28 protein-coding genes are annotated in these 21,477 nt (G+C 37.2%); 7 read left to right on the forward strand and 21 right to left on the reverse strand.

Annotation, left to right across the window (positions count from 1 at the left end):
• The first annotated feature begins 83 nt into the window (after positions 1 to 83).
• Together EAH57_RS15445 and EAH57_RS15450 are read left to right on the forward strand one after the other, a co-directional pair.
• Positions 84 to 314, forward strand: a complete 231-nt coding sequence (locus EAH57_RS15445) for an Arc family DNA-binding protein (RefSeq protein ID WP_121930822.1) — start codon at positions 84 to 86, stop codon at positions 312 to 314.
• Between the two features lie 70 nt (positions 315 to 384).
• A complete protein-coding gene (locus EAH57_RS15450) occupies positions 385 to 1,302 on the forward strand; it encodes a DUF4145 domain-containing protein (RefSeq protein ID WP_121930823.1) in 918 nt (305 codons plus the stop codon).
• Here EAH57_RS15450 and EAH57_RS15455 read toward each other — a convergent pair.
• Both EAH57_RS15455 and EAH57_RS15460 read right to left on the reverse strand, forming a co-directional pair.
• Positions 1,299 to 1,949 carry a hypothetical protein gene (locus EAH57_RS15455; protein ID WP_121930824.1) on the reverse strand — a complete coding sequence of 217 codons (651 nt, stop codon included), beginning with the start codon at positions 1,947 to 1,949 and terminating at the stop codon, positions 1,299 to 1,301. The two genes, EAH57_RS15450 and EAH57_RS15455, sit on opposite strands and share 4 nt — an antisense overlap.
• Positions 1,950 to 2,125: 176 nt before the next feature.
• Positions 2,126 to 3,520, reverse strand: a complete 1,395-nt coding sequence (locus tag EAH57_RS15460) for a KAP family P-loop NTPase fold protein (protein WP_121930825.1) — start codon at positions 3,518 to 3,520, stop codon at positions 2,126 to 2,128.
• A gap of 65 nt (positions 3,521 to 3,585) precedes the next feature.
• On the opposite strand from EAH57_RS15460, the gene EAH57_RS15465 reads away from it, so the two are divergent.
• The 5 genes from EAH57_RS15465 to EAH57_RS16055 all read left to right on the forward strand — a co-directional run bounded on the left by EAH57_RS15465 (position 3,586) and on the right by EAH57_RS16055 (position 6,021).
• Positions 3,586 to 3,834: a CPCC family cysteine-rich protein gene (locus EAH57_RS15465; RefSeq protein WP_121930826.1), complete on the forward strand. Its 249-nt coding sequence runs from the start codon at positions 3,586 to 3,588 to the stop codon at positions 3,832 to 3,834.
• Positions 3,835 to 3,949: 115 nt separating this feature from the next.
• Positions 3,950 to 4,486 (forward strand): PAAR domain-containing protein, encoded by a 537-nt coding sequence (locus EAH57_RS15470; protein ID WP_121930827.1) that lies wholly within the window; start codon positions 3,950 to 3,952, stop codon positions 4,484 to 4,486.
• A complete protein-coding gene (locus EAH57_RS15475; protein ID WP_121930828.1) occupies positions 4,476 to 5,174 on the forward strand; it encodes a zinc protease in 699 nt (232 codons plus the stop codon). The genes EAH57_RS15470 and EAH57_RS15475 overlap by 11 nt, the downstream gene beginning before the upstream one ends.
• The gene (locus tag EAH57_RS15480; protein WP_121930829.1) at positions 5,171 to 5,662 is read left to right on the forward strand and encodes an NF045616 family extracytoplasmic (lipo)protein; all 492 of its coding nucleotides are present in this window, start codon (positions 5,171 to 5,173) and stop codon (positions 5,660 to 5,662) included. Before EAH57_RS15475 ends, EAH57_RS15480 begins: the two co-directional genes overlap by 4 nt.
• Positions 5,663 to 5,787: 125 nt before the next feature.
• A complete protein-coding gene (locus EAH57_RS16055) occupies positions 5,788 to 6,021 on the forward strand; it encodes a hypothetical protein (protein ID WP_121930830.1) in 234 nt (77 codons plus the stop codon).
• 160 nt (positions 6,022 to 6,181) lie between these two features.
• Here EAH57_RS16055 and EAH57_RS15490 read toward each other — a convergent pair whose 3' ends face one another.
• The 19 genes from EAH57_RS15490 to EAH57_RS15585 form a co-directional block, all read right to left on the reverse strand.
• Positions 6,182 to 6,724, reverse strand: a complete 543-nt coding sequence (locus EAH57_RS15490; RefSeq protein WP_121930831.1) for a glycoside hydrolase family 108 protein — start codon at positions 6,722 to 6,724, stop codon at positions 6,182 to 6,184.
• A 72-nt stretch (positions 6,725 to 6,796) separates the two neighbouring features.
• A complete protein-coding gene (locus tag EAH57_RS15495) occupies positions 6,797 to 7,888 on the reverse strand; it encodes a DUF6670 family protein (protein ID WP_121930832.1) in 1,092 nt (363 codons plus the stop codon).
• A gap of 111 nt (positions 7,889 to 7,999) precedes the next feature.
• Complete coding sequence (locus EAH57_RS15500; protein ID WP_121930833.1) at positions 8,000 to 8,395, reverse strand: hypothetical protein; 396 nt, start codon at positions 8,393 to 8,395, stop codon at positions 8,000 to 8,002.
• 48 nt (positions 8,396 to 8,443) lie between these two features.
• Positions 8,444 to 11,230 carry a host specificity factor TipJ family phage tail protein gene (locus EAH57_RS15505; RefSeq protein WP_121930834.1) on the reverse strand — a complete coding sequence of 929 codons (2,787 nt, stop codon included), beginning with the start codon at positions 11,228 to 11,230 and terminating at the stop codon, positions 8,444 to 8,446.
• Positions 11,231 to 11,607: 377 nt separating this feature from the next.
• The gene (locus EAH57_RS15515; protein ID WP_121930835.1) at positions 11,608 to 11,814 is read right to left on the reverse strand and encodes a hypothetical protein; all 207 of its coding nucleotides are present in this window, start codon (positions 11,812 to 11,814) and stop codon (positions 11,608 to 11,610) included.
• Positions 11,815 to 11,826: 12 nt separating this feature from the next.
• Entirely contained in the window at positions 11,827 to 12,318 is a 492-nt protein-coding gene (locus EAH57_RS15520; protein WP_121930836.1) for a hypothetical protein, read from the reverse strand.
• Positions 12,305 to 13,321: a hypothetical protein gene (locus tag EAH57_RS15525; protein WP_147440129.1), complete on the reverse strand. Its 1,017-nt coding sequence runs from the start codon at positions 13,319 to 13,321 to the stop codon at positions 12,305 to 12,307. Before EAH57_RS15525 ends, EAH57_RS15520 begins: the two co-directional genes overlap by 14 nt.
• Positions 13,318 to 14,256, reverse strand: a complete 939-nt coding sequence (locus EAH57_RS15530; RefSeq protein WP_121930838.1) for a hypothetical protein — start codon at positions 14,254 to 14,256, stop codon at positions 13,318 to 13,320. Before EAH57_RS15530 ends, EAH57_RS15525 begins: the two co-directional genes overlap by 4 nt.
• Complete coding sequence (locus EAH57_RS15535) at positions 14,257 to 15,009, reverse strand: hypothetical protein (RefSeq protein WP_121930839.1); 753 nt, start codon at positions 15,007 to 15,009, stop codon at positions 14,257 to 14,259.
• Complete coding sequence (locus EAH57_RS15540) at positions 15,006 to 17,687, reverse strand: hypothetical protein (protein ID WP_147440130.1); 2,682 nt, start codon at positions 17,685 to 17,687, stop codon at positions 15,006 to 15,008. Before EAH57_RS15540 ends, EAH57_RS15535 begins: the two co-directional genes overlap by 4 nt.
• A 44-nt stretch (positions 17,688 to 17,731) precedes the next feature.
• Positions 17,732 to 17,863, reverse strand: coding sequence for a hypothetical protein (locus tag EAH57_RS16245; RefSeq protein WP_322899087.1), 132 nt, complete (start codon positions 17,861 to 17,863; stop codon positions 17,732 to 17,734).
• Positions 17,864 to 17,955: 92 nt separating this feature from the next.
• On the reverse strand, positions 17,956 to 18,483 hold the full coding sequence (locus EAH57_RS15550) for a phage tail assembly chaperone family protein, TAC (RefSeq protein WP_416240494.1): 528 nt from the start codon (positions 18,481 to 18,483) through the stop codon (positions 17,956 to 17,958).
• Between the two features lie 2 nt (positions 18,484 to 18,485).
• Positions 18,486 to 18,959, reverse strand: a complete 474-nt coding sequence (locus tag EAH57_RS15555; protein WP_113997082.1) for a phage tail tube protein — start codon at positions 18,957 to 18,959, stop codon at positions 18,486 to 18,488.
• Positions 18,960 to 19,029: 70 nt separating this feature from the next.
• Positions 19,030 to 19,392: a tail completion protein gp17 gene (gene gp17, locus EAH57_RS15560; RefSeq protein WP_121930843.1), complete on the reverse strand. Its 363-nt coding sequence runs from the start codon at positions 19,390 to 19,392 to the stop codon at positions 19,030 to 19,032.
• A complete protein-coding gene (locus tag EAH57_RS15565) occupies positions 19,389 to 19,910 on the reverse strand; it encodes an HK97-gp10 family putative phage morphogenesis protein (RefSeq protein ID WP_121930844.1) in 522 nt (173 codons plus the stop codon). The genes gp17 and EAH57_RS15565 overlap by 4 nt, the downstream gene beginning before the upstream one ends.
• The gene (locus EAH57_RS15570) at positions 19,901 to 20,251 is read right to left on the reverse strand and encodes a phage head closure protein (protein WP_121930845.1); all 351 of its coding nucleotides are present in this window, start codon (positions 20,249 to 20,251) and stop codon (positions 19,901 to 19,903) included. Before EAH57_RS15570 ends, EAH57_RS15565 begins: the two co-directional genes overlap by 10 nt.
• Positions 20,252 to 20,254: 3 nt before the next feature.
• Positions 20,255 to 20,572: a head-tail connector protein gene (locus EAH57_RS15575; RefSeq protein ID WP_121930846.1), complete on the reverse strand. Its 318-nt coding sequence runs from the start codon at positions 20,570 to 20,572 to the stop codon at positions 20,255 to 20,257.
• The gene (locus tag EAH57_RS15580; RefSeq protein ID WP_121930847.1) at positions 20,526 to 20,732 is read right to left on the reverse strand and encodes a hypothetical protein; all 207 of its coding nucleotides are present in this window, start codon (positions 20,730 to 20,732) and stop codon (positions 20,526 to 20,528) included. The genes EAH57_RS15575 and EAH57_RS15580 overlap by 47 nt, the downstream gene beginning before the upstream one ends.
• Positions 20,733 to 20,789: 57 nt before the next feature.
• Positions 20,790 to 21,477, reverse strand: a 688-nt coding sequence (locus tag EAH57_RS15585; protein ID WP_121930848.1) for a phage major capsid protein, incomplete at its 5' end; no start/stop codon positions are given.

The raw sequence follows: 21,477 nt of genomic DNA on the forward strand, positions 1-21,477 counted from the left end.
ATTAAAGCACAGTGCTTTATTGCTGTAAAGCACTGTGATTCATTACTATCTAAAATTAACTTAAGTTAGTTTTTAGGAACAATATGGCCCGTAACGATCCGCAGATGAATTTACGTGTTCCAATGGAACTTAAGGAAAGAATTGAAAAAGCAGCTTTGGACAATGGTCGAACCATTACTGCTGAAGCAGTTTTTAGACTTGAAAATAGCTTTGAGCAAGGATTTGATAATCTAAAAAATGTGCCTACTGAGGGGCTAATGAAAGAATTAGCAAAGCGTTTAGATGGTTTTAGTGTGGTAGTTAATCAAAAGTGATGAAGACTAAATTTGGTTTGTTTTTTGGGGCAAAGCTAAGTTAGCTTTAAAATATAGATTTGGGGAAATTATGACTGAAGACACAAAAATTAAAGCAGAGTGTTTAGATTGTAAAAGACAAACTAATCATCAAGTAATTGCAACCAAATTACATGCCCCATTTAGTCCACATGAATACCATGACGGAAAAGAATACTCAATTATACAGTGTTTAGGGTGCGATCAATTTTCTTTCTTAAAAACTTACCATGATTATGAAGCTAGGTACGCCATAGACTGGGAACAAGACGAATTTGATCATGTCAGAATTTATACTAACTTTTATCCTGATGCTTCTGAAGTTCTTAATAAATATAGGATATCTTTACCCGAAAATTTATATACCATTTATGAAGAAACAAAAGTTGCCTTTACTCAAAATCTTGATATTTTTACAGCAATAGGTATCAGATCAATTATTGAAGGTATATGTAAAGATAAAAAAGTTACTGGGAGAGATCTTGAAAAAAAAATTTCAAATTTAAAAAACCTTGGTGATATTTCCAAGCGCGATGTCGACCTACTACATAGTTTAAGGTTTTTAGGAAATGATGCAGTCCATGCGTTAATTAAACCGGAAAGAAATGATATTATTGTTGCTTTTAATATTATAGAGCATCTTATTCAAGCCATTTATTTAATGCCTAAAGAATTAAAAAGAACTAATTTTAAAATTCATCTAGATGAATATAGTAAGTTTGAAGAATTCATCATGGAAATGATTAGAAATCATATTAGTTTCGATTTTAGCTACAATTACTCTATTAAGAAACTAATTAGTCCTCGTGGTAAAATACCTTATGATAAATTTGGTGAGTTTGAGCAAAAGCTTAACTCAAGGATAAAATCTGGAGAGTTAGATTGGATAGAAATCACTCAAAATGAAAATCAATCAGATTCAATTCAAAATAATAATGAAACCTTTTATAAAATTAATAAAGTACCTTAAGGTGCTTTTTTTATATTCTGCCACAACATACTTTCCATTTGCTCTACATCCTTAAGGTCTACAAATTTGTATCTATAGTCTCTACTGGCTAAAGTGGTTTTATCAACTAAAACTAAGGTGTCTGATACTTTCTCGACTAGATACCACTCAGTAGAATCATCTTTTAAGACTATTTTATTTGAAGCTTTAGTAGGAAATTCAAAATTTTTACTAAAACCATTCACAGCAGGAGCAACGACTAACACCATAAATATACATACAGACTTTACTACTAGACTCTTAGTAAGATTAAAGAAAATTAATGTATTCAAAAAGATTAATTTCAGTATTAAATCAAAGAATGTCATATCGAAGATGGGAAGATAATGAGTCCCAATGCAAATCCAATTAGCTATTAAAATAACTTTCCAAGTTACTTTTTCCAAAATATTAAATTTCATTATGGAATAACCATACAATGAAACTAATGCAAACAATATTGACGAGTAAGAACTTAACGCTAATTCTGTATAACTAAAAGAACTGATTAGAAACTGAAGATCAAAAGCTAATAGATAACCAATTTTATAAAAAACCCCTATAATCAGTGGAATGATAGTTATTATTGGGATGTAAGTTAGTAGATCATTTTCTTCTATTTTATTCATTTTCTTAATTCAGGTAGTTCAACTTTTAGTCGTATCAAAAGGCTGGCATATTGCCTCATTAAATTTTCGCTCTACATCTTTTGTCATTTTTGCACACTCATTTGCTAGTTATTAATGATCATTAAAGTCAAGACCAAGTTTCTAAACCTTGACTAAAATATAAATATTAAAGAATTTTAATTTACTATAAAGCCAAAATTTATATAATTATCCCAACTTTTCACAATACTTTGCTCACTTCTATCAAATGTCGCCAATAGATTTGATTTAAAATTTTTATGTTGCGTATGATTTTGGTCTAATTCATCAGTTGTATATTCAACGTAATAGTATTTTAGTAAGTAAGGTAATCCAGAGTTAGATTCTCTATAGCCCGATGCATACTGATCTGCAAATTTTGGTAAGTCTTTAAAGTCATAAGGCTCTTGATGAAATGAATGTACACTTTCAGCATACTCTCTTAACAATTCAATGAACTTAGTTAAAAAATCCTTATCACTCAATCTATTAGGATTTAAAGATTTTTGCTCCATAGCAAGAAAAATGAATGCGATTATTGGTGAAATGAAATGATGAAAATTACTTATTAGAGCAATTTTTTGTAAAATCCTGATCAAATCTCTAGAGTTCAGATTAAATACTTTTGATAATAGCAATATATCACTATTATTTATTCTTAAATTAAATTTTTGAGTATAATTTAAAATAACCTCTCTGTAGTAATCATGATTACGCTTGGGAAACTTAATATTTAAATCAATAAATTTCTCCAAATAACTATTTGCGGACTTAAATCCATAAAAACTATTGATCGACTCTTCTAACTGATTTTTATTTGTTGAAAGAACAAAGACAATATTAGGAATATCAAAAAAATGTTTGATTCTTTCAATCAGCTTGATAGAAAACTCAGGCTTACAACGATCTAGTTCATCTACAATAAATACTAAAGGTGTTTCTAAATCTTTAACAAGATTGGTCAATGCTTCTTTAAAATACTTCAGTTCATTTTTATTAGTATTATAATCTTCGACTAATCCAGTCAGGTGTTCCTTTAAACTATCTTCTAACAATTCTCCTGCCTTTTCACCAACCTCTCCAGCAGCATCCTTAGCTGTTGTAAAAGTTTCCTGAGCAATCTTACCAAAATATCCTGCTCCCATCACAGTCATCGCTAACGACCAAATAAGCATAGGTAAATTTGGCAACACAGCATGATAAGCATTAATAAATTTTTCTTTAAATTTAGCAGCAACTGTTTTATCAGCATCCACCGTATTCAGGATTTCCATAGATAGAATGAGAAATGGATCCTCCATAAAATCATGTGCAAAAGCATCAATATAGATAACCTTATGTCCTTTCTCTTCTAAATCTGCTTTCCAGTTTTTTACAAACCATGTTTTACCCGCTCCCCATTCGGCATCTAAAGCAATTGTAGCCCCACATTGCAAGTTAGAGACAAAGCCAGTTAACCTCTCTCCTAGTTTCGCTCGCCCCCATAAATCGCCTTTGAACGGTTCGGTAATTGCTTCTTCACGATCTTTAATAAAATTAGTATTTCTATTCATTTCTATAAATATTTGAAATTAAAAATTAAAGTATATTATTAATTTTTAAAAGGTCAATTTTAATAATGCTCTACCCGTGTTTATGTTGTGGTTACTTAACCAGAGGTGAACCATCAAACGATGACTATGATATCTGCCCTGTGTGCTTTTGGGAGAATGATCCCGTACAAGCAGAAGATCATGATTACGGCGGTGGTGCAAACGTGCCTTCACTTAACCAAGCCCGCGAAAACTTTAAAAAGTATGGATCAAAGGAAGAACGGTTTATTAAGAATGTGAGAAAACCACGGGATGAGGAGATTCCAAAGGGTTAAGCATTTGTAATTAAGTTTGATGTTACCTTTGCAATAAAAATACATAAAAGTCCGTTCACCCTAGACTCTCTTTGCTACCATGTTGCCAAAATAAAATATATCGAGGGCGTTAATTTTGGCAACACCATACATAGTAGTTGGTTGCCCCACAACGGGCGGCGGTAAAGTCATTACTGGAAGCAGCTTTTTTTTAATTGAAGGTATTCCTATTGCTTGTGTAGGTGATACAGCCACCTGCCCTAAACATCAAACTGTTGCAACAATTATAACTGGCGATCCACACATGCAAGTGATGGGTAAAATGGCAGCAAGAGTTAATGACTCGTTATCTTGTGGCTGTAAGCTATTGCCTAAACAGAATCTTGTTGTTCAAGATAATGGTGGTGGTAGTTCAAGTACGTCTAGCTCAACCTCAAATAATACCCTCTCAAATTTAATCCCAACTTTGACAAATTATTCCCATAGATTTCAGATTATCGATGACTTTGATCAGACTCCTTTAGGAAATGTACTTTATGAAGTGGTTACTCCAACTAAGCGCATTGAGGGAATTACTGATAAAGATGGATATACAGAAATTATTGAAGATGTGGAAGCTTCAAATATAACTATTAATATCTTGTGTGATGAGGACCATGAGCATGAACACTAAAAATATTATTCATACACACACTACCCAGTTAAGTGCAAAAAAGAATCAAGTTAGAACAAGCCAAGTTGCCATAAAGCATAAACGTCTCTTAACTTCAGGTGAGATTGACATGTGTAGAAGGATCTTTAAAGATTCTATTGATTACTCAAAAGTTCTCATAAAAAGAAGTTCAACATGGAGTGTGCCAGGATTAACAGGAAATACTTTTTCACCCATGGGGACCATCAATCTAACAAGTAGTTTATTCGATCAATTCCCTGACTTTAGCAACTGTCAGAATGATTATTCAGCAGAACATCACTTTATTCATGAAATGACGCATATTTGGCAATATCAATTAGGTGGTGGAGTTAGACATATTGGACAAGCTGCGATGCTATTTCGACAGGGTGGCTACATATGTAGTAGTATAAGTCCAGACTATGGCGATGATTATACAGCTTACTATACTGATTTAACTGGTAAACACGTTGATCGTAAGTTTCATGAATTTAACTTAGAACAACAAGGTCGAATCATTGAGTTATGGCATGATGCTGTTTATATGCAACATAAATCCCCCAAAAGACGACATCACATTCAAAGCAGAAAATTACTAGGTTACGTAGAGAGAACTTTAAGAGAATTTCTGCTGAATCCATCCGATAAAAAACATTTACCACAATCTCAAATAGTAGATAAACCATGAGAATATTAGGATTATTTATTTTATTTTTATCAAGTCATGCTTTCTCAAACCAATTGCATGAACAACTATATCTATCAAAAACTCAAAACTCTTTGTGTCTTTACACAAATAATCCCAACTCTGAATTACGGGATGACAATATTGCACTTATAAATTTAGGTATACCCGGCAGTAATGCTCGATCTGTTTCAGAAGTTGTTGTTGATAACCTTAAAACCTCTCCTCGATATAAATCAGATTGCTTACTATTTTCATTAAAAGATGTTAAAGAATCGGGACCATATTCGCTCGTCTTAGATATGGACAAGACATATGCTGCAAACTTCTGTCTTGTGGTTGATGATAAGAAAAATACATCTATTCATAAACTAGGTAGCCAATTACAGTGTCAACAATCTGAGTACAAAAATCCTTTTAGCATTTCATTAGAAATCAAAAAAATTCTTTATAAAATTAAGAGTTTTTTTAGTTCGCACTTCAATGAATAAAATTCAGCATGAAATATTACATTTTTATGACAGGCAGTCCTTATAAAAATGTTTAAATTCATGTAGATATTCTACTTAATTTGCCCTATTCTTCAATGAACTCTTAAAAGTGAAGCATTTTTGAAATGAGTGAAACAAGTCTTCTAAATGAATTAAATGCAACTATTGAATACTATGTCAATAGAAATGGATACCAACCCACGCGGATTATTTTAGGATATAAAGCGTATTCAAGCCTCATGAAAGACAAGACTTTTGCAGATGAAGTAAACAATTCCGCAGTTAATCCAAATAAACGTAAATATAAAAAATTAAAAATAAAAGTGACCAAAGATGACTATCAACTAGAACTTGAATGACCATTGATACGAATAAAGCCCTCATCAGAGGGCTTTGACACATATCCCGACATGAATATTGTTATTGATCGTATGTGCTGAACATCCTGACAGTAAGCACAAAACTAAAACGCTCACAATCAATGATGACCATGAGCGTTTACAGTGATGAACTACTTTATTATACGATTCGATTGTTGATCCAGCCATAGAAGAATTGCTCCTGTGTAGGGTTACGTTCGCATATTTCGATATAGCGTTGACCTTGCATGATGTTGAGCACTCGAATTAAGACCTTTTCACCCTCTTTACCACGTTTGGCCATAAAGGTTTTCAGTGCATTCAAAGTGGCTGGTCCGTAAATCCCATCAATAACTAAATCTGGCCATCCGCCTTTACCTTGATTATTCAAAAGATTCAAAGCTCGTTGCAGTAATGGCTTTGCAAAGCCAGCCCCACAGTTCACACCTGTATCGAGTAGTTCTTCAGCCACGGCGGCACTGATCGTATTTACTTGATCAAATCGTGGCGAGATCCAATACTGTTTTCGATAAATGCCTTTGGCCACATCCAATGGTAGATCTCGCATGTGACCTTTAAAGCCACTCGCACGTGCGACCGCTTCGGTGATTCCAAACTTGGTCGCTCCTCCCCGATCGGCAGGATTATTCACATAACCACCTTCACGTTTAATTAACTCTTCAAGATATTGTTCAATGTTCATTTTTACTTTCCTTTAGACGTAAAAAAACCGCCTGAATTGGCGGTCTAATGTTTAAATCACTAAATTATTTAATTAACTTCTATCAATAAACTCTAAGTACCCTCTGCCTTGCAAATCATTGCCTTTAAACATTCCTTGCCACTTGTAGGAACTAACAAAACCTGCCGCTAGACCATAGCAATACGGCGTATCTACTTCGGCAAAGATCTCTAAAATCTTCTCACCGTTATGATGTGCAACCCATTTAAATGTGTCGGGTACATTCATGCTGTATCCATCAGGGGTGACCTGAGGTTCAGTCTGATTCTTTGTAACTTCAAATAGCACATCACCATTAAATTGACTTGAAGTACCATCGATATGACGGTAATAAACTGATGTCAATATCGGTTTATCCTCGTAACAGATAAATGCAAGTAACAATTGTTGATTTTCATCTAAGTTGACTACTTGATAGCTGAAAATCTTTACAGGAAGTTGGATATGCTTAACAAGCAATTGGTTTTTCAGCATTGAAGTTGCGACGGCTTTCCAAGACTCCAGTGTACAAAGCCCTTGTATTTCTACTGTTTCCCCCTTCTGAACCATTCGTCCTTCGTAATGCATCAATACACTAAAATGCTTGTACAGCGGACTATAAGCAAACCACGTAACTGCTTTAGTAGGTTTCAGTTTCACCTCAAGCTGAAGATCATCTCTATTCGTAGTGAGAAGATATCCATCTTCACACTCTTTAAAAAAAGTATCATTCTTGAAATTGACCGAGAATGGATCTTTACTAAATTCTATATCGTCAATTATTGAATAAATTTTAAATGCTTCCTCAGTCGACGATAAGGCTGTGCCATGAACTAGTGAGGCTGTGTCACCTTTTCCTCTATTCGATATTTGATACTCAGTGTCAGTTATTGGAAAACCAACATAACCAATCACAGATGCCCAAGACAAATATCGATAAGGTTCAGGCAGGTCAGGTATCATTACGCCATAATGAGTACTTCCATAACGCTTATATTCAGTATGTGGACTCAAATCATATTCTTTGGGAAGTAACTCCTGTCTATCTGGTGTAACCGCACCCAAAAAGTCACCAGATATTTCTGCTAACTTTTGATTAATCTTATCTTTAAGACCTTTATTTTTTGAATGGCTTGAAACTGGCATAAAAGCTTGACCTCATAGTTAAGTTTAAAAGCAAACAGTAAGTTCCATATTAGAACCTACTGTTTGTAATTTGAATGTTAATAGAGGTCATCAGCTTTTTTTTTACACCAATCAAAAGTTATCTTTATAGTTTTTCATTTCTTTAGCTACGTCGAAGATTGTTGCATCTTCTCTAGCATTCACGTAGTTGAACGTCCAGCGAATGATGGCCCAGAAAGGTAAACCTGCAGCAAAGAAAATGCCCCCTATTGCACATAGACCCGACCAAGTTAAAAGGTAATCATGCAATTCGAAGTGCTGAATTAAGAATCCACCACCGGCAATACTCCCCACCACCGTAGTGATTAAACTCACGACCCATTCACTGCGTGTACGAGGCATTCGAGTCATAATGACAACCAAATAACCCAAAACCACCGCTATAGCCGCAATAGCCATCAAAAACCACATACCATAAACTTTAATTACAGTTGCAACCCCGACACCGCTACTCATAGGCTCTGCCATTTTTCATTTCTCCAGATGTAAAAAAACCGCCTTTTGGCGGCTATTGATTCAGACATAGTCTTTATCATTTAAATAATATTGATCAGTGTAGTTTATTGCAGTGATTGAAGACTCAGCACCGCCACCAGACTTTTCAGTAATCAAAAATAGATCTCGCTTGCTATGCGTGTCGGTCGTAACCAGATAGGTTGAACAACTGATATTCCCCTCGTACTCAATGACAAGCTGCGAAGTTGGTGCACGTGCTAATAAGACTTCTCGCTCACTATCTCCTTGTGTCACCTGAACAACGTCCACTTGGCCATTTGGCAATTGAAGATGAACGACATAACTTTCATCTTGTTCTAGTACACACGGCTGTGACAACGTTAAATACAGTCCATCTTGATCAATGACAGATCCTGAACTAATCAGCATCGGACGCGTATCATCAGCAACAAGAATTAAGTCATTCCGAGTGACGAGATCCGCTTCACTATATGCCGAAAATTCAACGGTCTTCTTCTGATAAAGCAACTTGTTCAAAGCCCGATGCGCTAAAAGCATCGCTTGCTGAAGATTGGTAATGCCTTTAATTTCCAATTCTCGCGCATTGACCACATTATCATTTGGCAACTTGATTTCAGATTCAGACCAAGAATCAGTCGGATCGACCCATTTGAGTTTTACCCCGTCATAGTCTTTGTTTACACCAAAATTGACAGAACGCTTCTCGCTTTCAGGTTTTTTATTCCTGTGATTGAACAATAAAGTCGGTACTTGTTGCGGCTTTTCAAATACAAAGAAAACTTTGTTTGATTCACGGCGTGCATCACAAAATACGGCATTCGCAATCGTTGTAAGTGTCTCTTCATAAGACATCTTTGCATCATCAAATGTATAGTTGAACTGAATCGGCACGCCAAAGTAACTATCAATTTCATCAGCCACTGCATAGAGATTAGCGACATCAAGCGTGCTTATATCTCTACGCCCAATCAATTCATCGGTCGTAATCGCACAAACAATATCAGCAAAATTACTTGTCGGGATTCTCGCTACTGACTTAAAGCCAGTTCGATATGTAAAAAGCTTACGTGTGGCGATACAATTCAACATGCGGTTTTTAACGCTTGTTGCTTCATTGGTACCGATGGTTTTAGTGCGTACGATCGTTACATCGTTATAAATGAGCTTGTTTGATACTGAGCATGCGTAAACTGATTTGAGTTTCAAATCACGAAGTCGCTGCTGTACTTCATTTCGCCATTGTTCAGGTGCTTTCTTAACTCTAAACCGCACACCATCCGCAAATGTTGATGCAAGCGGAATACGACTCGATACACCAAACCCCACTGTGGTATTGTCTTGCACTCTATGCGTATGCGTGAATACTGGGCCAGTTGGCAAACCATTTGATATTTCTTGGTATTCTATTGTGTAATCAACAATATCAGTGTGTCGTTGGCCTTTCTTGCGAATGACTTGCAAACCTTGTGGCAGATAGAAGTTAAAAATCAACTCTTTAATATCGTTGTAATCAATATAAAACCAACCCAGCCAGCTCGACACGATCTTTTTAATATCCATGTCCACTTGACCTAGCGTAATGCTTTGCAACTTATCCCATTCAAGTTGTAAGGCCGTTGGAACTTCTAGATCGATGTAGTTAATCCCGACATCTAAAATAGATGGATATTCACCACCCAAGTCGATTGAATCAGCATTGTTTTGTAAAATCCCAGAAAAGAAAGCAGACTTTTCATCTAGATCTACAATCAATGACCAATTTGAGTTTACGTTCTCGGGATTAACCAGATTACAGATATACCCATCTACAACCGGGGCAATACTCGATACTTGGTAATTTCCGGATAAGTTCAAGTCATCAAGCATCAATGAGGTAATCAGCAGGGATTTGTAATTCAAGTTATGCAAGACATCGGTCGTTTGAATATGCAATTCGCCTGTACTTTTGGGTACACAATTCGCTGATACACTCAGATCTGCAACACCGACTGTATCCATACTCAATAAAATTGAGTTACCAATTTGAAAATAATCACGCATATCAACGGATGAATTGAGTGATTGCAGCCGATTGGGATAGAGCGCTGTGAGCTGAAAATCGACATCACTATTTGTAATGTCTTCAGTACCTTCATTGACAGTCTGGCCGTTGATCGCAGTACAAGATTTAGCGACTAATGGATTATCTGTAAAATCTTCACCAATCTTGATTTGTGGTGTACCGATAAGACTGGTATTTGGTTCATAGATTGAACATGCTGATCCTGCAATTGTAGATAAAGTGGTGTCACCGTCTTTAATGTCTTGAATGTGATAAAAACCACAACCTAAACACATCAATGATTCTTCAACTTCTTGCTTATTTACATAATAAACAAAGCTTGGTGCAATCAGATCAGGAATAGATTTTATCTTTCCAAATGGGTCCGCAACACGTTGGCCAATCCGCTGTTTATTTTCACGACTGGTTAAATCATTATTGCTTGAACCTTTATCTTGAGCATTGCTGCTTAAAGTCGGCACAGTCACTAAAGCATTAACAATAGAACCAAATATTTTAACGACAACATAGTTCACTGCTGAAATGATGTCACCAGCATGACAAACAATATGAAATTGATCCTCTGGTCCAGCATCTAACAATTTTAATGCAGTGACTTTATCAATAGGGGTAACTTCATTTTCAGGACAAGGCGTATTTTTATAAATTCGTGCTTGTGTAAATTTCGCTTTAATTTCAAGAAATCGCTTTAAAACATTATCTGTCTGCTCAATCGTGATCGTACTTGCATCGAGCGGATCTTCATAAATCTGTAAGTGGCTCATAGTATCTAAACCTTGTGTAGAAACATTTCATGCTGTTTAGTGATAGATATTGAGTGCCCGACTCATTCAAGTGCAAAACCTTGCCGCAATAAAAAAGCCCCACATGGTTGTTACCAGTGAGGCTTGTCATAAGGACAATGCATCCTTGTCGCGGTTCTTTCAGTCGCTTGTTTTGAATGACTGTCTGTCTTGATGTTTGAATGGAATCATTTAGCGATGCAGTCAAACCAATAAAGCTTTTTGAATAATCTTGACCTATCAACTGTCTTGCAGCATCAATCACGAAATGAACACAATGATAATTCTTAACGTTGTATTGCATTTCAAATAATGAAAGCAATTGCAGATTAAAATCTCTCATTCGCTGTACTCACTATTTATGTATTTTCCACAGCACTTGAAAGCCGGGTTACATCGACATCACTCAAAGTCATTTCGATAACTTTTCCGCTTTTAAACGTGAAAATAACATCATAGTTTGACTCAGATCCACGGCTACTACGGAAACGTCGCTCAATATTTGAGATGTCTTTTAGATCAATCATGTAGTCAACTGAGTGAATGCTATCGTGAAATTCAATCATTTCTTTACCTCATTAGTAAAAGCCAACCAAGGTCGGAAAATTCTCTTTTGTGAACAACAATCCAGTACCAACCTCATTAAGCTGCTCTGCTTCAGCTTCAAATGTTGTTCCTTGATAGTCGTTGCTCTGACTTGTGACTTCTAAGTGATCAATCTGCAAAATTGGATTTGATAAATCAATGCTTGAATACGCTCGATAAGTAACTTGCGGTCGCTCAAGTGATACTTGCTCAATAATTTGATCAACAAGACCAGGAATGACTTTGCCCAAATCCCCGACCGTTATCGCTAACTTCTGATCAAGATCATCACTGACGCTGCCCCGATCAATCTTCAATACTGCATATTCATAGAAAGTGGGCTGGCTGTCTTGAATAACAGTCACTCCCTCAGAAACGTTGGTCACATAGCGTAAAGGCTTTGGCCACAAACTATGTTTAATCTCGATACACTCAATCAAATAGGCGTTATCTGGACCGTATAAAAAACTCTCAAGCTCTGACATTCCGTGACTCCGCTATCATTTTAATTGCAGACTTATCAAGATCATTATTCAATATAAATAACTGAGCACTCACCTTGAATACAGCTCCACTTTTCGTCATCGAAACGCTGTCATGTACAAAGTGTGCTAGATACTGGGTAAGTGGACGTTGATCTAGAACAAGATCAATATAGAACGGCTTACGTTTATGCTGCCAAATCCTAAAAAATGACATGAAATAATCGAAATCTTTTTCTTTCAGATTGAGAACGATCGACACCACATTCTCTATATTTTCAAATTGGGTTCTCAAAGCATCTTCATTTAGTCCTTCAGCTTTGATGACGCTATTTCCGAATTGAACACTATAAGATGCCTGCAGTGGACACAGATCCAGATAATCAAAACGTAATTCTTTATTTCGAGCATCGACATACATCTGATCTAAAAATAGATCAAAACCATTCATAATCTTTGTAGCAAATCCAAATCTATTGTTGGCCATCATCCCGATTTGTATGAGTACTTGTCCTGCGCCCAGCTCATACTCAATTTGATAACGATCTCGTTGTAATCGAATACAAAGTTGCTCGGCTTTGATATATGCAAAAATCACATCTGCATTTGCTGATTGAAATTCTCGTCGCTCATCTAATGCAAGCTGTGGTGTTATGATGGTATTACCAAAACTCGTTATGACTTGCTCTCCAACAGATGTGTCATACCACCATAAAAACACTTCATCATTGATAACATAGGTCGCAACTGGGCGCATACTCAAATCAAATGCAAAACTTAATGCTGTCACATCATCGACAGTGATTAGGTCGTGTATCACTTGATCAGCTTTTGCTTTAATAACCCCACTTTCGTAGAAACAAGTCCACAATTTGGCTTGCAAACCCTGCGATGCATCATATAAATCACTACCGCCCCATTCGTAATCAATAAGTTCATCAATACGATTGGGCACTAAAAAAGCAGCGTAAACACTGCCATCAGATAATTCGTTGTCAGGCATCATGGTTCATAACGCCCCCACGTCAACATGAAATTATGTTCAAGTGTTTGAGTATTATCTTTTGAAATTGGCGGATTATATTCAAATTTCCAATCTCCCAATCTTGATTTAACACTAATTACTTTATGTAAGCCCAGGGCTTGGGTTATCGTAAATGGTAATTTGTAAACACATGATTTCAAAGATGGATATGAATTATTCCCCGCACTACCATGTGTATCTACAATAGTTGTTCCCGTTACATTTTGACTTATTGAATTAAGCAATGCATCTCCAGCTCTCACACGAATTGTATTCGTCATATTATTGATGCCATCAGCCAATCTAACGGCTGTAGCAAATAATTCATACGAACCACTATGAATCAAATCTATAAACATATTTGGTCTGACAGTGACTGTGTGTGTTGAGATCGTATCGCCATCTTCATTTTTTAAATCGACATCAGATACAACATCGTTCAGATTTGGATAAATACGCAACTCAGTGAGTATGTCTAAAAATTCATTTGCTTTGACAGTGATGGTTGTGGGATTTCCATTCGAATCTTTTATCAATGATCTATTCCAGCAAGAATTATCAGCCCAACCCATCGCAATCTCTGACAAATTACCTGCTGCGGCACCTTGAGCAAATCTAAACGTCGTTTTTAAAGAATAATAATATGGCAAGTTAGTCAGCTGTCTTGTTGAAGCGTGTTCTGTCCTTGTTGTTGTACTTGCGACAAAATTATCAAGACTTGTTTGAGTAATAAGTGGTGTGCTATTTCCACTACCGACCATTACTCGATTAATCCAAGCTCCCTGTGACATACGATCTAGTCCTGCATTAAGCACTAGATTTGGAAACCAGTCAGTAAGTTCTGTTTCTTTCCTCGTAGTAGTATCTACAGCTACGCATTTAAAATAAGCTTGTACGCCAATTTTTACATTTAACATTTATCCACCTTTAACAGGGTTTAATACAGTAAGTTGAGTTTGGAATGACTCAATTTCAGTATCTTGAGACAGTAATAAGATTTCTCGTTTTAGATTAAGTACCGAAAATTGCGTTTGTAGGGACTCCACATCTGTTGTAATTGACGAATAGATCACTGAGTCAACACGTACAGGGCTTAGCACCTCAAACTGTGTTTGAAGGAGTTCTAGTTCTGTTGTGATTGATGAATAAACTACTGCGTCAACACGCACAGGACTCAAAACTTCAAATTGAGTTTGTAGTGATTCGTCCAACTCTGTTGACTTGTACACTGTATGCAAAACTGGACTCAGAACATTGAACTGAGTTTTTAAATCTTCGCCAAAGAACACTGGGTAAGGCTTTGAAGTCAGAATCTGCACTTCCGAAGTCGCAACAATAAGTTGCGCCGAGACTTTAAAAATCTTTCCGTTTAACTCATTAAATGAGAAAGAATCAGGCACAAACTGAGCTATATATTCTCTAAATTCACTGTCTTCAATAATTAAAGACATTAAAAAAGGCAGCGGGTTAAGCTGCCAATTTAGATAAAATGCCCTGAAATATATGAAGTCATCTTCACGAAGTGTAAAGGCCACATCGACCAAATGCTTTTTAGCGTTTTTAGTTTGAACATATCGACTAAACCCACCTCTTAATGCTATTCGTTCAACTGATGTGCCGTATTTGACTGAATAACTTGATTGAAGTGGGCAAAGATCGAGTTTATTCATCGTACACGCCCCACATTAAAGTTATTCCGGATCTGCTTGGATTCAAATGAGTTCGCTTGATTTAAATTGCTGAACGCTTGTTTAACAAATTTCTCCACCACATCAATTGTCACATTGCCATTTCCATCACGACTTTCATTAGCAGTGTAGCCAGATGGCACATTGATAATGACATTCACACCATCACCACGCCGATCACCTTGGCTTGATGTTGATAAGAAACGTTCATTACCAATTAAGCCGCCTGTTGCAAATTTTTGCGGCAACATACCAGTACGATTAATATAATCAAGATTAGCCAAACCTAATTTTTCAACAGCAGCAGCACGAAGCATATATTCACCATTGGATGCCCAAATCGGAATATCATCACTTGTACTAGTTCCCTTACCAGTAATATGCCCACCAGTGGCAAAGCCCTGTAAATTCATTGATCTAATTTGTGCGGCCTGACCAAGTTGAACTGCTAAAGCACCACCAGCAACAACTGGCGCAATATATGGACCTATCATTGGAATTGCTGAAACAGAGTTATACACATTCGAGAACGTTTCAGGTGCATTCAAAATTACTTTGGAAAGTGCAAACATCTTGGATGCAATAAACATGGCTTTATAACCAGCGGATTGTTTACCAAGTAAGCTTCCCATCAGATCTGCCATTCCAGCAGTTGTATTCGCTGCATCTTGCAAACCTAACGCTGCTTTAGCTCGATAATACTGACTTTCACTTTCAAGCATTTTTTGCTGATACTCTTCTTGAGTAATCAACTGCCAGTCCAGCGCTGCCTGAAATGCTTCAGTACGTTGGGCCGCTGCTTCCTCGTGTGAAGTATCAATACCTGACGCATTCAACATCCCATACAATGCTGCATCCCGCCCTTGAGCTTGATCCATGCTTTCTGTTATGCGAGATGCATCGATTAATGCTTGACGTTCCTCTTTGCTAAGCTGGCTATTTAATATGATCTGCTGACGTTCAAATTCATATTTAGCTGACATATTTTGCATGTCAGTTTGAAATGCTTGTGATGCATCGTTTAGACGCATGTTCTGCTCAAGCCTCAACCAAGCCATTGCTCGAGTATATTTTTCTTGTAGTGCATTCAAATACTGTTGTTTTTCAGCAGTATATATATCTGTTCGATTTGCGATGATTTGCTGATCAATAATAAATGTTGCTTTGACTTTTGCTTCTTCATTTACCTTATGTTCCTGAAGTTCAAAAGCCTGCTTCATCTTATAAAGAACTTGCTCATCTTCAAATCTAGCTTTTGCAGCAGATAAAAATTGACTACGTAATGCTGGAGAGAAATTGGCATCGTTAATATCTGCTAGCACTCTTTCGTAATCAATTTTCATTCGTTGAAGATCAGTGGAAAACTCATAACCTAATGATTTTCGAATTTGAGCTTGTTCTTCAAGAAGTCTATTTAAGTCTGTTTGGGCTTTTGAATTTTTTTTAGTGGCATCACTAGATTTATTCTGTTTATCAACCCATTCATCAAGACCGTTAGTTACACCAGATTGAGTTTTAGATAACTCTTTCAAGCTAGCCATTTGTTTTGCTGTTGAAGCGTCATTGCCTTCCCACATTTTATCCATGCGTTCAGCCGCACCGATTACAGTATTATGTAGATCCGACTTTATTTCCGTTGTAAGTGCACCAATTTCTTTTCTAGCATCATAAGCAGCTTTAACCAATCCGATTGGATTCATTTCATACCAATTAGCTTCACTAAAAATCGCTCCACCAACAGCAGCCATTCCACCCAGTGTTTTACCTACTAGCTGAATCGCTGTCACCGCACCAATCGCTACAGATGCAACACCTTTCAACGATTTTGCGACACCATCTGCAACTTCGGTAAATTGCAGACCTTGTTCTGAGCCACTAAAGAATGCTCCTGCTATATCTACAAAAGCAGGAATAACAGCTTGCATAAGTTGATTTTTTGCTCCACGCAACTGCAAATCTAATAGATATACTTGCTCTTTTAAAATCTTTGATGATGCAATCGTTTTTTCATTCATTACTAAGCCTGCACGCTCAGCAGCATCTGAATAAAGTTTGATTCCTTCACCACCATTGATCAACAATGGGATAAGGTCAGTCATGTCTGATGCCATGCTTTCTAGATAAAATGACATCTGCTGTTGTGTTACACCTGCTTCATGCATCTTATCGACATAAAGTTGCAAAGCATCTGGACCACTTAATTTTTGCATTTCTAATGCAAGTTTTTTGGCACCAGCAGCACTACCTTCGGTTTTAGTGGCAATCTGCTCAAAAAAGTCTACAGCCTCCCCAGAACCGATCGTTGTAAACTCTCCAAGTCTCTCATTGAAATCTTTCAACATGTCAGAGAGTTTTTCTTGTTGGATACCATAGGCAGCAGCACCTACCGCCATCTTTTGAAACTCTTGGGTTGATGAGTTTGCTCGCAGTGCAAACTTCTCAAGCTCTACTGCACTTTGTGCTGTTTGATATGCTAGGCCAGCCAATCCAACAATAGCACCCGCTGCTACAGCACCAACAACATTGCCATAGGTATTAACTGCACCACGCATTTTTTTAAAGGCTGAGTCTGTTGAACTTTCAGCATTTCGCAAACCTTGTGTATATGATCCTATATTTGCAATAAGATTTAATGTCAAAGTACCAAGATTGGTCGCCATACTTTTCTCCAGACAATAAAAAACCGTCAACTGACGGTTCACTTTCATTGAAATCCATTTTCCATAGCTTCATCTAAAGAAATCTCGATTTCTTTAGGTTTATCCTCATGTGGCATAAAAAGAGTAGGTTCGAGATAATCTTCCTCTTTCACTTTGCCATTGTGATAAAAGGCCATGAAACTTCCAAAAGCCTGCTCAATACGGCGACCAATAAATAGAGAGCCGCGTCTTTCACGATAGGCTCTCCATATTTGAAACTCGGCATTGCTTAGGTTTCGCTTGGCTTCTTCAATGGTGTTTCCACCGATTCCATTGATAACAAGCTCGCACCAGAATTCATTTTCTGAGAACTCTTTGTCCGAGACTTTCCCGAAAAATTATTAACCTCACTGGAAACGGCATATAAGGCATTAATGAAATTCGGATCCGAGCAAAGAACATCATCTATAGAACTAAAGAAAAGCTTGCCGTTTAAATCCTCACAAACTGAACCTAACAACTGTGCAGCCTGTAATTGTCGATGATCCACAGCCTTTACCTTTGAGTTTTCAATATTGTCGTAGTCAATATCCCACTCGATGGCCTTTGAGGTTTCAGATGTATCATTAAAGCTAAGTTTTTTAATAAAAACCTGACCTTCTAAATCTACCGATTCCCCCAAAACGATTTCACTATTACCCGTTTGCTCACGTAGAAAATCAATATTATCGTCATCTGCTATAACGACCCATGCCACAGTACGCTTAACAGGTGCACCAATTTTGGTGACACGCTTAAGATCCTTAATACTTTTCATGATTATGGTCCAATAGTACGGATTGTTTCTTGGACTGAAGAACGGCGTTTCAGTGGGAATGAATATCCAACATGTTGTCCTTTTTCAAAAGTTGGCGCTGCACGTTTAAGATAACCATCAAACTCCCACCATGTACGTGTTGTTGGTAATGTTACCGCACCTCCTGTCACCGTTGGTCCATCAGTACTGTGTGAAGAGCCGAGGTACCAGTGTACTGTTTGCTTTGGATCTGTTTTAGATAAGGCTAATAATTGAAGATGTGATGAGTTTTCATCATCAAAGTCAATTGCAAGTGAACCTTCACCGGGTGTGACTTGACCTGCATCACTATCAACCTCATCAGAATCAAGACAAGTTACATCAACATCTTCTTCACTGTCCTGACCTAAATCAATTGTTTTTGCACAGACCACAGGAACGATTGCAGTTCCATCAAAATAAAATACTTGGGTTTTTTGAACTTTAATACGCGCCATGAGTAGCTACTCCTCAAACAATAGGCAATAAAAAACGACCATTTAGGTCGCTATCTTTAAAATAAAATTTTTAGGCCTCGATCAACCAGCCACATGTGAACGTCCCTCTGTAAATACCAGGCACACCTGAACCAATATTTGGAAAGTTATTAATAATGCTGTGATGCTTTAATACATTTCGCACCGCTTTAAATACATTGTCTCTGTCTTGTTCAGTCTGAGCATATACATCGATCTGTATTTCGATACTGTCATCTACCGCAGGAATATCTACGTTGTCGATGGCATGGCCACTGATTAACGTCCACACAGCATAAGGATATTGCACTCCCTCACTTGCCAAATCTCGATAAACTCGCAATACACCATCACTCCCCTTTAATAACGCTGTAACAGATGGTGCATCATTCAGAATTGTGCGTATTGGAATCATTGGATTTTCCTCAACTCCTCATCTATACCCGCCATAAAATCAACTGAAAATGTTCGAGTAACAACTTCAATATTGTTATCCAATGCTGGTCGTAGAAATGGAACAGCCATTGAATACCTAGTTCCTAACTCCACATGCCACCAATACGAAGTATTGTTGGGTACAGGTGTGTAATAAGGGTTTGGTACACGCTCATTCTCTCCACTTGCTTTGTTTTTGCGAACCATATTTTTATGTATGCGCCAAAACTCAGTACCACCTTTCACACCAACTCGCATCCGCACAGAATTTCTATCTTTAGATTTTCCAGCCCGGACAACGATATTTTTTGAGATTTGTTCTGATGTTTCAGGATCATCAATTAAACTTGCATTTACAACAGCGGCATTCTTGACCAGTGTCATGGCTTTACGAGCCGAACGAACTGCCAGTTTTTTAGCTATCTGAGGGTTACTGAGTTGATTAAGTCGTTTAGAAATCTGCTTATCACCAGTTAACTCAAACTTTGCTATATCCATTCCTTTAGCCCCTCACTCAGTTCGAGAGTGATATAAGTTTTACGATTGTGTAAATCACGTTTTGGATTACCGTTTATTTGATAAAACTTACTTTCGAACAATATGCGCATGGTGCTATCAATTAATACTGCTTTAGAACTATAACGAATCACAGCACGCGCTTGTAATGTAGAGCCAATTGACTGAGCCTGTAATGTATCTCTGGTTGAAATATCCTGAACATCCGCCCAAACAGTGCAATATTCAACCCATTCCTTAGTTAAATATTCAGGGTTATTATCATCTTGAGATTCAGTATATTTCTGAACAGTAATGCGGTGTTTAAGTTTTCCAAACTCCATAAATCACCCCATATTTATAAACCGATGTCGATTCCAAGCCCATGTCGTTGATTTAGGTAATAGCTCCATGTTGCCTGTTGCTTCAGGATTTTCATGCCAATATCCAATTAAGGCTAAAGCACCCTGAACAATGAAAGGCGATACATGTATCCCATTGGTGACATCCTCAGGAATAACCTCACTCACTTCATACAGTTTTCGATTTGTTACTTCTTCAAATGCAGAAAGCGAAGCATCTATTAATAGTTGAAGATCTGCATCCTCATCTTCGCTATCAATTTTGAGCCGCTGCTTCACCTGTTCCAGTGTCAAAATTGGCATTTTTGCTACCACCCTTTTTTAGTACAGCGACTTTAAGTTGGTGAATGGACACATGAGCCACACGATCATCAACCATAAATTCACCTGGTACGAACTCTACAACTTGATTACCGTTATCGATTGCAATCTTAAATTTCTCTTTAACCGTAATAACTGGCATTTGAACTCTCCAAAAAAAGAAAGCCTCTTAAAAGAGGCGTTCAATACCAAAATTGAATTATGCTTTTAAAGCTAAAACTTTAAATGCACTACTATCTGTCAACATTCCACCAACACGTTTTGTTGTGTAGAAACCAACATAAGGTTTATTTGTGAATGGATCGCGTAAAATACGAGTTCCCATGCGATCAACAATGGTATAACCACGTTTGAAATCACCAAATAAGATTGCATTCGCATCTGCTTCGGCTTCTGGCATATCGTTGTTTTCTTCAATTCCATAGCTTAACAAGGTTGAAGGTTGTCCAGCTTGTAGACCAGGTTGCCACAGGTAATTACCTTCGTTGTCTTTCAACTTGCGAGCTTTAGATTGTGTAAGATTGGTCATCATAAAAACTGCATTCTGACGATACCCCGCCTTAATTGAATAGATTAGATCAATTAGGTTGTCGCCATTAAAAGTTCCAGCAGTACCAGAACTCAGTTGTTGGATCGTTCCGAATGGACGAGTTTTATCATCCGTCGCTTCAAAAGGATTATCCAGAATACCTTTGGGCTTGTTAATTCCATCACCAAGCAAGAAGGCTAAGCCTTCTTTTTCTGCAAACTCACGAGCAACTTCATCTTGTAGCCATGTCTCAACATTAAAGAAAACATCATCTAGTGAGGTTTGTGTGGCTTGTGGATTAGCGTAAATCTCCCCCATGGTAGCCATAATTTGTTTTAATGTTGGTGTACCTGTTTCA

The sequence above is a fragment of the Acinetobacter sp. 2JN-4 genome, assembly GCF_003687745.1.
Classification (GTDB): domain Bacteria; phylum Pseudomonadota; class Gammaproteobacteria; order Pseudomonadales; family Moraxellaceae; genus Acinetobacter; species Acinetobacter halotolerans.